This window comes from Sulfurimonas sp. HSL3-2, assembly GCF_039645965.1.
In the GTDB taxonomy this organism is placed as follows: domain Bacteria; phylum Campylobacterota; class Campylobacteria; order Campylobacterales; family Sulfurimonadaceae; genus Hydrocurvibacter; species Hydrocurvibacter mobilis.
The window spans coordinates 558,761-570,985 of record NZ_CP147917.1 but is presented as its reverse complement, the minus strand read 5'-3'; the positions used below and the strand labels follow the sequence as shown (position 1 = coordinate 570,985).

At 42.2% G+C, this 12,225-nt stretch carries 12 protein-coding genes; 3 read left to right on the top strand and 9 right to left on the bottom strand.

Going from position 1 to position 12,225, the window contains the following annotated elements:
• The 9 genes from WCX87_RS02935 to WCX87_RS02895 all read right to left on the bottom strand — a co-directional run bounded on the left by WCX87_RS02935 (window position 1) and on the right by WCX87_RS02895 (window position 9,705).
• Window positions 1-537 carry a 50S ribosomal protein L25/general stress protein Ctc gene (locus WCX87_RS02935; protein WP_345980546.1) on the bottom strand — a complete coding sequence of 179 codons (537 nt, stop codon included), beginning with the start codon at window positions 535-537 and terminating at the stop codon, window positions 1-3.
• 53 nt (window positions 538-590) lie between these two features.
• Entirely contained in the window at window positions 591-1,799 is a 1,209-nt protein-coding gene (locus WCX87_RS02930; RefSeq protein ID WP_345980545.1) for a PilT/PilU family type 4a pilus ATPase, read from the bottom strand.
• The gene (locus WCX87_RS02925) at window positions 1,796-2,776 is read right to left on the bottom strand and encodes a transaldolase (protein ID WP_345980544.1); all 981 of its coding nucleotides are present in this window, start codon (window positions 2,774-2,776) and stop codon (window positions 1,796-1,798) included. Before WCX87_RS02925 ends, WCX87_RS02930 begins: the two co-directional genes overlap by 4 nt.
• A gap of 46 nt (window positions 2,777-2,822) precedes the next feature.
• Window positions 2,823-4,352 carry a DUF4105 domain-containing protein gene (locus tag WCX87_RS02920; protein WP_345980543.1) on the bottom strand — a complete coding sequence of 510 codons (1,530 nt, stop codon included), beginning with the start codon at window positions 4,350-4,352 and terminating at the stop codon, window positions 2,823-2,825.
• Between the two features lie 354 nt (window positions 4,353-4,706).
• Complete coding sequence (locus WCX87_RS02915) at window positions 4,707-5,153, bottom strand: DUF3015 family protein (protein WP_345980542.1); 447 nt, start codon at window positions 5,151-5,153, stop codon at window positions 4,707-4,709.
• A 73-nt stretch (window positions 5,154-5,226) separates the two neighbouring features.
• Window positions 5,227-5,904, bottom strand: a complete 678-nt coding sequence (gene aat / locus WCX87_RS02910) for a leucyl/phenylalanyl-tRNA--protein transferase (protein WP_345980541.1) — start codon at window positions 5,902-5,904, stop codon at window positions 5,227-5,229.
• A gap of 3 nt (window positions 5,905-5,907) precedes the next feature.
• Window positions 5,908-8,088, bottom strand: coding sequence for an ATP-dependent Clp protease ATP-binding subunit ClpA (clpA, locus tag WCX87_RS02905; protein ID WP_345980540.1), 2,181 nt, complete (start codon window positions 8,086-8,088; stop codon window positions 5,908-5,910).
• The gene (locus WCX87_RS02900; RefSeq protein ID WP_345981088.1) at window positions 8,088-8,342 is read right to left on the bottom strand and encodes an ATP-dependent Clp protease adaptor ClpS; all 255 of its coding nucleotides are present in this window, start codon (window positions 8,340-8,342) and stop codon (window positions 8,088-8,090) included. The genes clpA and WCX87_RS02900 overlap by 1 nt, the downstream gene beginning before the upstream one ends.
• Before the next feature lie 127 nt (window positions 8,343-8,469).
• Complete coding sequence (locus WCX87_RS02895; protein ID WP_345980539.1) at window positions 8,470-9,705, bottom strand: aminotransferase class I/II-fold pyridoxal phosphate-dependent enzyme; 1,236 nt, start codon at window positions 9,703-9,705, stop codon at window positions 8,470-8,472.
• 46 nt (window positions 9,706-9,751) lie between these two features.
• Here WCX87_RS02895 and bioD point away from each other — a divergent pair, with 46 nt between their 5' ends.
• From bioD to WCX87_RS02880, 3 genes are read left to right on the top strand one after another with little or no spacing between them, the layout of a single operon-like run.
• Entirely contained in the window at window positions 9,752-10,396 is a 645-nt protein-coding gene (gene bioD / locus WCX87_RS02890) for a dethiobiotin synthase (RefSeq protein ID WP_345980538.1), read from the top strand.
• A gap of 21 nt (window positions 10,397-10,417) precedes the next feature.
• Window positions 10,418-11,296: an aspartate carbamoyltransferase catalytic subunit gene (locus tag WCX87_RS02885; RefSeq protein ID WP_345980537.1), complete on the top strand. Its 879-nt coding sequence runs from the start codon at window positions 10,418-10,420 to the stop codon at window positions 11,294-11,296.
• Entirely contained in the window at window positions 11,283-12,221 is a 939-nt protein-coding gene (locus WCX87_RS02880) for an aminodeoxychorismate synthase component I (RefSeq protein WP_345980536.1), read from the top strand. Before WCX87_RS02885 ends, WCX87_RS02880 begins: the two co-directional genes overlap by 14 nt.
• Window positions 12,222-12,225: the final 4 nt, after the last annotated feature.

Sequence of the window (12,225 nt, the reverse complement as noted above, 5' to 3'; positions counted from 1 at the left end):
TTATTTAGCTTTGATAACGCTGACTACAGCCACACGATCAGAATCTGTGAATGTAACGTTTTCGATTTTTTCTAAGTCACGGATCATTTTTGAATCGCCAACGTCCATTTTAGTAACGTCAACAACGATTGCTCTTGGAAGATCTTCAACAGTAGCTTTAACACGTAAACGTCTTTTAGAGATGTTTACCATACCTTTGTTTTTAAGACCGAATGCAATACCAGCTGTTTCAACGGGGATAAAGTAGTGAGCTTTAACACCTGGTTGAGCTACCATTAGATCAACGTGTAACAGTTCACCTGTTACAGGGTGAGATTCGTATGATTGAACAACAACATTCATCTCATTTCCACCAACTTTTACTGGGAATGCGATAGTTTCTTTGTTGCGAACAGTACGGATATACTCATTTGATTTAAATGCAGCATTGATATTTTCAATACCTTTTCCGTAAATGTTTGCAATTAGATATCCATCACGACGCAACGCTTTAGTACCACGTTTACCGATACTCTCTCTAATTATGCCTTCTAACATACTAAATCCTTAATTTTAAAAATGGGCGTAATTATATCAAAAAAAATGTAAATCTACTCTTTTAATTCAAAAATTTCATCTTCTCTATACTCTTTTTTACCATTATGCTCTTCATCAGAAGAAGATGATGCGACAATAAGCCTATCGTCAAGACCTTCCATTTTGAGTTTCAAGTCAGACGGAGATGTTGCATATTCGAACGCTTTTTCCTGAGTTATCTTTCCTGATAAGTACAGATCCAATATGGCTTGGTCAAATGTTTGAGAACCGTAGATATCTTTTCCTTCGTACATCGTATCGACGATCTCATCATCACGGTTCTCTTTGATAAGCTGTTCTATCCTCGGAGTACGTACCAAGACCTCTAGAGCCGCTATACGTTTGTTATCGACAGTAGGGATAAGACGTTGTGAAATAACACCTTTTAATACACTTCCCAACGTTAGACGTATCCTGTTTTGCTCCTCTGTCGGGAAAGTAGAGATAATACGGTTGACCGTTTCTTTTGCATCAAGTGTGTGCAGAGTAGAGAAAACTAAGTGACCGGTATCTGCTGCATGCAGTGCGATCTCGATCGTTTCCCTATCCCTCATCTCCCCGACAAGTATGATATCCGGATCCTCACGGAGTGCTGCACGAAGCGCATTTGCAAAAGATTTGGTATCCTGCCCGACACTTCTTTGGTTGACGATACACTTTCTATCTTTATGAACGAATTCGATAGGATCTTCAATAGTGATGATATGTCTGCGTTTTGACCAGTTTATCTCATTTATAAGTGCTGCCAGCGTTGTTGACTTACCACTACCAGTTACTCCGGTGACAAGGACAAGGCCACGTTCCATATGTGTAAACTGATGAACGACATTAGGAAGTAAAAGCTCATCGATCGTCAAGATCTTAACAGGAATAATACGAAATACTGCAGACACCCCTTCCATCTGAAAGAAAATATTGACACGGAATCTGTTTCTTTCATCAAACGGATAGACAAGGTCAAGCTCTTTTTTCTCGACAAATTCACCGAACCTGCCTCTTAAAAGCTCTTTTGCAAAAGTTATCGAATCCTCATGCGAGAATATCTCACCGGAAAGAGGGATGATCTCACCGTTTATACGGGCACGCACGACTGAATTTGCTTTGACGTGCAAGTCACTCCCGCCCGCCTCGATCATACGTTTTAGATAAGCTCTTATCTTTTTGAGTGTTTCAAACGACAGTTTTGATACGTCTATATTTGGATCTGGTTTTGGTTGGTTCATAGGTTCTCCAATATCTCTTTGAATGCTACTTTAAATGCTTCTAGTCCATCTTCGATCTGAATACGGACCACCTCGTCAAAGTCTATCCCTGCTTCTTTTAATTCTTGAAATAGAGCGTCTATTTTCTCCTGCGGTATAGGAAGTTTTGCCGTTTTATCGCCGCCTTGCACATATGCTTTTATCGTATCTATCGGCGCCGTATTGACACTGTTATATGCCAACAGTTCATCTACATAGTATGATGCTCTAAGGTTATCACCCTTTACTCCCGTACTTGCAAAAAGCGTCCTGCATCTGCTTACATGTAAAGCTTCGACGCTGTTATAGATATCTGCAGCGTTATATACTCCGGCAAGGGACGTACGCATCCCTTTTGCAGCTAAAGTATCATCTAGGGCTCTGTCTATCCTGCTGACAAAAACACTGATGACCGTATCGACCGCTTTGCCGGACTTTTCTTGAGCTCTTGCAAAAGCCTTTGCACATGATACCGCCTGCTCTTTAGAAAATATAAGCGTCGCGTTTACCGGTATACCAGATGCGGTAAGCTCTTCCATCGCGACATAACCAGCTTCTGTCCCCGGTACTTTTATCATGATATTGTCTCTGCCGATAGTCTTATGAAGACGCTTGCCTTCTGTTATCGTAGCCTGCGCATCGTCACATAAAAAGGGATCGACCTCTATACTTACATAGCCGTCATTGCCTGCATCGTGAAGCGGTTTGAGTATGTCAGCCGCTTTTTGAATATCGAAAATAGCAAGAGCTTCATATTTCTCTTTTGCAGAGAGACCGCTTAATGAGGAGAGCTGCTCTTTATAAGCAGGAGAGGAAAGAATAGCATTTTTAAAAATAGCAGGGTTGCTTGTCGCACCGTTTATGATGCCCTCTTCTATAAGCTGTTTAAACTCCTTATCCAAGTAATCGCGCTCAATAAAATCAGCCCATAAAGAAAACTTCAAATCTTTTATATACATACAAACACACCTATCAAAAATTTATATAATCATTATATCATTTTTTTTAAAAGAAGTAATTTAGCGAAGCCTTATAGGTATCTTCAGAACTGCTGTCTCTGTCTTTATACTGGTAAGACAGCTGCAGAGAAAATGCTTTTGAGATTCTGTAATTCTCGCTAAACGTCGCAAGCCATTGGTTCTTTTGGTCAAAGTACCACCTATGAGTCACTTCCAGATTTGTATTGAAATCATATGAACTATCCAAGACAAGACCTAATGATGTGCCGATACCTCCGGACATGTCACTCTTAATATATGTAAACGGATCGGCTAAAAGGTACGCATACCCATATTTATTTCCAAAGCTCAAACCCGCACCGACTGTCAAGATATAGTTAGGATCGCTGTTCATAAAGTCTCTGTCAAAGCCCGTTTTCATGCGCCATGAAAAGTTTTTAAAGAAGGTGCTTCTTTGCGCGATCGATTCTATAGAAAGTATCGTCCCCTTTTCTAACTCGACTTTACTGTCATAGTAGTTTAGTTCAAAATCCAAGAACTCTATCTGCGTACCTCTTAAAAACCCTACACTGCTGTCTCTTAGGTCATGATAAGCAGGACGGATCCCGAGATATTCTATAGGTCTGCCATCTCTCCAGCCATGTGCTGCAGATGTTCGCAAAGCTCTGTTTCCCTGATCGGGGTTATGCGGAGGGATCACTTCCAGCGGTTTTCCTTTTCCCAAAGATGCACGGGCACTTGAGATCTGATGAAAACGCTTCAGATAGTCATCTTTTTTTATCTTGTTCTGTATCAGTTTATATTCTAAGATATTTGTCGATGCCTCTAAAATATACTGTTTTTCCTGTAATGTCAGATTGCTGTCGTCAACGATATCTTTGATCTCTATCTTTTCATCTGTAAGCTCTAAGACTTTGTCTTTTGAGTATTGGTTTAATGTGTCCTCATATGCTAAAAGTACGCTTCTTTTTGAAGGTCTGTAGTTTTTTGACTTTACTATATGCTGGTCTTCGACTACATGTACCGTCTCAAGCGGGATCACCTGATACGTGAAGTTCTCTCTTAGATGTAAGGACGGGCGCGCTGCTTCTATAAGCCAAAGCATATTGTATGAGCAGTTCTCCGTAAAAAAGTAGTAAAATGAAGAGGTGTCGTTAAGTTCCCAGATATGCCTGACCATTCTCATCGTCTCTTGGGGAGTCAGATCAAGATCATATTCCCAGATATCGCGGGCTTCCGTGTCGCGGTACTCTTTTAATTTATCATAATAAGGAAGCATAGAATACTTGCCGTAATAGCCGCCGATAAGCCCTTTAATGGCAAATACCACTCCGTTTTCTTTTGTGCTGTCCGCTGCAGCCGCGTAATTGATCGCATAAGAAAGAAGTTTTGAGTTATATGATGAGTTTATACGTAAAAATGTATGACCGAACATCGATGCAGGCGAGTTGATATGCGCTGCAGGAAAGACCAAAGTAACAGATTTGGGATCAAGTCTTCTTACTATCTCGTCGTATCTCTTACATGTAACATCCGGCAGGTCTTTTAGATCGAGTTTCTCTTTTAGCCACTCCAAGCGAGCCGGAAATCTACATGCACTGGAGTTATCATCAAACGTCGTTTCATTGTAAAAAGCGTCTATAGTCGCATGAAGTTCATCTTTTGGACTCTGTTTACCGTCTTTTGCGAAAAAGAACTTCTCATCGTCTATCTCGCTTTCATGACCTGTAAAGTGAAGAAGAAGATGCCAGTACCTCTCATCTGCAAGATGAAGTTCATCCGCTTTTTTATGATATTGTTCAACATCGGCATTTAAAAATGATATAAGTATGGATAAGAAAAAAAGAGTACGAAAATATTTGATGGAAAATCCTAAATGAAGATTATAAAAAGGGTACTAAGCGAAAAATTCGCTTAGCAAAAGACTGCATTAGATAGCAGTAGTTGAGATGTTGTCAAGTACGTCTGACATTTTTGCATTTTGAGATGCATAGATATTGTTGTAGTTTGCTTGTAAAGATGAAGCAAAACCTTCTTTATCTTGAACATTTAAAAGTTCTGCCAATGTGTCAACAGACTCACCGTGACCTTGAGCGATTTCGCTAGCAAGTTGGTCCATGTTAGATGCAACGAACTCTTCTGCTCTTTCATTCATAACAAGTTTAGTCTTTTTACAACCTAAAGTCCCTGAAGTGATACCAAAAGTCTGGTTCGCTGAAGTACCGTTTGTTGTTGCTTGAAGAGCAAGCAATACAGCTGATGAATCGTCTTTAATGATTACCGCACCAAGACCACAACCAGTTTGGTCATTTACCGATGCAACACCTGCCGTTGCTAATGCTAACACTGCTACCGCGCTTACTAAAATCTTTTTCATTTTGACTTCCTTTTTTTTAATTCACCACAAGTATAAAGATGTTTTGCTTAAGTAAAACTTATAGGGAAAAGTATTATGAATCCATTATCCAACTGTGTTGAATCTCATCATATACAACATCTTTTAACCGCATTAGAAAGTAATCGCGTGAGACCTCTTTCGCTCCGAGACTTATAAGATGTTCGGTTGGAACCTGACAGTCAATAAAGCTGTAGCCCCATTTTTTGAGGTGTTCTACCAGTACGGCAAAAGCCGCTTTTGAAGCATCGTTTACCTTCGCGAACATACTCTCCCCGCAGAACACTCTGCCTACTACTACTCCGTAAGCTCCACCTACAAGTTCACCGTCAAGATAAGCTTCCACGCTGTGAGCCTTTCCCATTCCGTGAAGCACATTGTAGGCTTCTATGATCTCAGGCTGTATCCATGTCCCGTCTTGTCCCTCACGCGGTGCTTTGGAACACTCCGTTATCACTTCTAAAAAGGCGCTGTCAAACTTATAGGTAAAATGTTTCATCCTTTTTTTCAAAGAGCGGCGCAGTTTAAAATCGGAAAGCTCAAGGATAAGACGCGGGTCCGGCGACCACCAAAGGATCGGATCGCCCTTGGCATACCAAGGGAAGATACCGTTTTGATACGCCCTGATAAGACGAGAGGGGCTTAGATCACCGCCGTAGGCGACGATCCCCTCTTCGCTTGCATCACGAGGGTCTGGAAACACAAGCTGGTATGTGAGTTTTGGAATATACAATCTCTATTTCTCTTGAAAGTCGAACGTCAGCTTTTTGTCAAAATCGATATAGACTTTTCCGCCGCTTTTGAGTTTTCCAAAAAGCATCTCATCTGTCAGCGGATTTTTCACGTTTTCTTGGATAAAGCGGACTAACGGTCTTGCGCCCATCTCTTTATCGTAGCCCATCTCTGCTATATATCCGACTGCTTTATCGCTTACTTGTAAAGATATCTTTTTCTTGCCGAGTTCTTTGTTTATATTGTTCACGAATTTTCTGACAATACGTTCGACGATCTCTATTTTCAGAGATTTAAACTCGACGACGGCATCAAGACGATTCCTAAACTCAGGCGTAAAGAACGACTTCAGAGCTTCTCCGCGTGAAAGTGAACTGTCGGCATTAAAGCCCATGACATTACGTTCTGTCGCACCTACGTTTGAGGTCATGATAAGGATCACGTTTTTAAAGTTCGCTTTGTATCCGTTGTTATCTGTCAGCGTCGCACTGTCCATCACCTGAAGCAGGATGTTTATAAGATCGGGATGCGCTTTTTCGATCTCATCAAGAAGCAGGACCATATATGGGTGTTTTCTTGCAGCTTCGGTTAAAAGTCCGCCCTGTTCAAAACCGACATATCCCGGAGGTGCTCCCACTAGACGTGAAAGTGCATGTTTTTCCATATATTCACTCATATCAAAACGCTCGAAATGCACACCCAGAACCGATGCAAGAGCACGTGAAAGCTCAGTCTTACCGACACCCGTAGGCCCTGAGAACAGGAATGACGCTATCGGTTTGTCTTCGCCTGTAAGTCCTGCACGCGAACGTTTTACGGCTTCGCTTACTTTGATGACGGCTTCATCCTGACCGATCACGATAGCTTTTAGATCTTCCTCTAAAGAAGCCAGTCTTTCGATATCGTCTTCACCGATCTTCGATGTCGGCATACCCGTTATTTTCGAGATGATAGCCTCAATGTCGTGCGGTGTTACACTGTGACGTTTACGTTTTTTCAGATGAAACGACGCACCCGCCTCATCCATAAGGTCGATCGCCACATCAGGCAGAAATCTATCGGATATATATTTTTTAGAGAGATCGACTGCTGCGCGAAGCGCTTTATCGGTATATTTTATACCGTGGTGCTTCTCATATTTTGGAGCCAGACCTTTTAGTATCAGATAACTGTCGTCAAGTGTCGGCTCGTCCACATCTATCTTTGCAAAACGGCGTGAAAGCGCTTTGTCTTTTTCAAAGATGTTTCTAAACTCTGCGTAGGTAGTCGCTCCCATACATTTTAGTTCACCCGAAGCAAGTGCCGGTTTTAGCTGGTTCGATGCATCCATACCTCCGCCGTTTACTGCTCCTGCACCCACTAAAGTATGGATCTCATCTATGAAAAGTATCGCATTTTTAATGAGTTTGAGTTCATCGATGACGCCCTTGAGACGTTTTTCAAAGTCACCTCTGTACTTCGTTCCTGCAAGTAAAGCCCCTAAGTCAAGTCCAAAGACAGGAGCGTCTTTAATGATCTCAGGCACACTCTCTTCACTTATACGAAGAGCAAGTCCTTCGGCGATGGCAGTCTTACCCACCCCAGGTTCACCCACAAGCAGAGGATTGTTTTTCTTCCTTCTGCAAAGTGTCTGTATCACTCTTTCGATCTCATCATCTCTGCCGATGATCGGGTCGATCAGACCCTCTTTTGCTTTTTCTAAAAGATTGATAGTGTATTTTGCCAGTGCGCTCTCTTGCTGCTCATCCGATGCGGATGCCGACTCTTTATGAGAGATAGCGGCAAGTACGTCTACTCTTTCTATTCCGTGGGCTTCAAGCAGCATGCATGAGTAAGAGTTTTCCTCTTCATATATCGCAGCTATCAGATCACCGACATCGGCACTTGTCTTTTGAGCGCTTTGTATGTGGCGTATCATCTTGTCTATCAGACGTGAGAGTCCGACCGTCTCATAAGGATCACTTACGACGTCATCGGGAAGCGACTCCATACTCGTCATGATGTACTCTGCCAGTTCTTCGCGCATCGCATGAGGATCTGCACCGCACTCTTTGATGATAGCGATACCCTCAGGCGAGCCTAAAATAGAGAAAAAAACATGTTCTATCGTCAAGTACTCATGTCTTTGGTCTTTTGCATACGAAAGAGATTTTTGAAATATTGAGTTTAATTCAGCACTTATCATCACTCTTCCTCCATTGTAGCTTTTAGCGGAAATCCTTGTTCACGCGCCAGTTTGTGAACCTGCATAACTTTTGTCTCGGCTATTTCATAGCTGTAGACTCCGCAAAGCCCCCGCTCGGTCCTGTGGATCTCAAGCATGATGACCTCTGCCTGCTGATAGCTTTTGTGAAAGACGTTCATCAAGATATCTATCACAAAATCCATAGAGGTATAATCGTCGTTTAAAAGAAGCACTTTATAGCGCTTTGGCAACATTACGGAGAGATCGCTCTCTAATTCGTTATCTGTTCTCGTATCCAAAATAGTTTCCTAAAAATAGTCTTTTATATATTATAAAATTAACTTTACCTATTTTTTCGTATTTGTTGGCTTAAAAAAATATCTATTTTGCTGCATTTAAAAAATCATCAATAATATCCTGAGGATTTTCAAGTCCTACAGAGATACGGATAAGCCCTTCTGTTATGCCTAAAAACTCTTTTGTCTTCGCATCGAAATCACTGTATATAGTCGATGCCATATGTAGTGCAAGCGTTCTGCTGTCGCCGATATTGGCCGTAAGAGTCGCTATCTTCGTTTTATTTAAAAATGCGAACGCTTTCTCTTTACTTCCCATATCTATGGTAAAAAGTGTGCCGCATCCGTTTTTAAACTCGTTTACGTATCTTTCATGGTGCGGATGAAAAGAGAGACACGGATGGTTTACATGTAAGCCTCTCTCGTTCAATGCTTTTACCACTTTTTCAACGCTGTCCACGACTCTGTCCATTCTAAGAGGAAGCGTCTCTAGTCCTAACATCGTAAGGTAGCTGTTGTATGCACTCGCACTCATACCAAAATCGCGCATCGCACGTTTTTTCGCATTTGCGATAAGCGCCATCTTGCCCATTTTCTCTATGAACTTATGAACTTCGGCGTATCTCGGAGTCTTAAACTTGTCGTCATCCTCAGCTATAGCACGGAACACTACTGCACCGCCTAGAGCCGAAGCGTTTCCGCTTATGATCTTTGTCGTAGAGTAAACGACTATGTCAGCACCCATTTTTAAAGGGGCTACGCTCATCGGCGTTATCGTGTTGTCGACTATCAGCACCACTCCTGCATCGTTTGCGATCTTTGCGACTGCTTTGATGTCCGGCAGACGCATGTTCGGATTGCCTACGCTCTCTAAAAAGATGATCTTTGTATTTTCATTGACCGCGCCTTTGACAGCATCTAGTTCGTCCACGTCAAAGAAAGAGGTCGTGATGCCAAAACGTGAAAGTGTCTCACTGAAGTAAGAGTAAGTCCCACCGAAAAGTCCGCCGATGCTTATGATCTCATCGCCGCTTTTTAGAAGTGACATCGTCGCAAGTGTCGTTGCAGCCATACCTGAACTCGTAGCGACTGCGCCCACGCCTCCGTCCATATCTGCAAGTATGCCTTCAAGCTGTGCCGAAGTCGGATTTCCCATGCGTGAGTAAAGCGGTTTTTTAACGCTTCCGTTAAATATCCCCTCCGCAGTTTCGCTGTCTCCATATCCAAATGAAGCAGAGCCCGTGATAGTCGGACTGACTGCACCCTCTTTTTTTCCTGTTGATTGAACAAATCTTGTACAAAAGTTCTCAAAGCGATTCATTAGTAAACCTATTATAAAATTGTGACATTATAACGAAAGTTGGCATATGAAAAAAAGAATCTTTATAACTGCGACAAATACTGACATCGGAAAAACTTATACGACAAAACTGCTTTTAAAAGCTTTTGCAGCCCGCGGTCTTAAAGTCGGTGTGATCAAACCCATCGAGACGGGAGTCGTCGATTACCCGATCGACGGAGAAGCGCTTTTGGAGTGTGTCAAAGAGTTGAACCCGAAACTATGGTCGATCGAGGTGGAAGATATCGTTCCCATCACCTACACCTTGCCTGCTGCCCCTTTTGTCGCTTCGGACAATATGCCGCTTGATTTGAAAAAGATCGTCAAGAAGATCGAAGAGATGGAAGCATCTTCGGATATCGTCATCATCGAAGGTGCAGGCGGACTTTACGTACCTATAGACGAACAGACCATGATGATAGACCTCATAAAACTCTTAAACGCAAAAGCCCTTTTGGTCACGCACTGTTCTCTTGGATGCATCAACGACACTCTTTTGAGCCAAAAAGCGCTTGAAGCCAAACAGATACCCCATATAGTGGCATTTAACTGCAGAGACGATGACGACAGTTTTAGCGTCGTCTCAGAGCCCTACTTTATAAAAACAGGGCAAAAGGTGTTAAAAGTGGGCGATGATATTGATTCTATATGTGAACTCTTGTATAATCTATAAAAAATTATAAGAAGTAGAATCATGCAACATTTAATCCGTACAGATGACTTGACGATAGAAGAGATAAACACCATTTTAGATGATGCCAAAAGATTTAGCGACGGCAGATTTGACAGAATCTTACAAGACAAGATCATCATCACCCTCTTTTTTGAGAACTCTACAAGGACAAAAAGCTCTTTTGAGATAGCTGCAAAACGTCTTGGTGCGGAGATAGTCCATCTTGATGTTGCAAAAAGTTCTACAAAAAAGGGCGAAACACTTGTAGATACGGCGATGAACCTTGACGCTATGGGCCCTCACGCCATCATAGTACGCCATGAAAACGCGGGTGTACCGAAGATCCTCTCAAACCACACGAGAGCTTCCATCATCAATGCGGGTGACGGCGCTCATGCCCACCCTACTCAGGCACTTCTTGACCTTTACACGTTAAAAGAGCATTTTGGCGACGTTAAAGGCAAACGTATCGCCATAGTCGGAGATATCAAAAACTCACGTGTCGCAAACTCAAACATAGACCTGCTCACAAGATTTGGAATGGAGGTCATACTTGTCGCTCCGCCTCAGTTTCTACCCAAGACATCGTTAAAGACTACACATAATCTCAAAGAAGCGGTACAAAACGTCGATGCTATCATGAGTCTTAGAACGCAGACAGAGCGTCACTCTTCACAAAACTACGCTTCACTTAAAGACTATGCGAGTGATTTCTGTGTGACCAAAGGGCTTGTAGGTGACCGCGATATCATCATACTTCACCCGGGGCCCGTACATAGAAACATAGACATAGACGACGCACTGCTTGCAGATGAGAGATGTAAAGTCCTTAATCAGGTAAGTAACGGCGTAAATATCCGTATGGCAGTCCTTAAAAAACTCATATATGATGCTAAATAAACTAGACTCTCTGGCGTCTGCCAAAGAGCCCTTTCTCTTCTTTACAGATTTTAAAGCCTCTCATATAGAGGTCTACAGAGTTGACGAACTTGCAACAAACGACATCGAGTTTACATTTGATGAAAACTTCACATACAAAAAACACAACGCTTCGCTTGTCAAACATCCGATCTCTTTTCATGAGTATAAAGAGAAGTTTGACGAGGTGATCGAGAATATCAAAGCGGGGAACACCTATCTTTTCAACCTTACCGCTCCGACAAGAGTCGAGTGCGAGCATGATTTTAAAGAGATATTTCAACTCGCAAACGCCCCTTTTAAACTAAGAGTGAGAGAGGAGTTTATCTGCTTCTCACCTGAAAGGTTCATCACCATAGAAGGCGATCAAATCTCTACCTTTCCTATGAAAGGAACCATAGACGCTTCGGTAGAAAATGCAAAAGAGAAGATACTCTCAAACGACAAAGAGATGGCGGAACATGTGATGATAGTCGATCTTCTTCGTAACGACCTTGGTATCATCGCCAAAGATATAAAGGTGGAAAAGTTCAGGTACACCGAAATCATCAATGCAGGAGATAAAAAGCTCTTACATGTAAGCTCCAAGATAACGGGAAATCTGCCTTCAAACTGGCGGGAGAACTTCTCCGAGACTCTTTTAAAGCTTCTTCCCGCAGGAAGCATCAGTGGGACACCGAAAAAAAAGACGGTCGAACTTATAGAGAGCATCGAGAAGTATGAGAGAGGTTTTTTCAGCGGGGTCTTCGGTTTTTTTGACGGAAAAGATCTGCAGAGTGCCGTGATGATACGCTTTATCGAGAGACAGGATGATACCCTTATCTACAAAAGCGGCGGCGGAATAACGCTTGACAGTGACGCAAAAAGCGAATATAAAGAACTTATTGATAAAATATATATTCCCTAAAGGT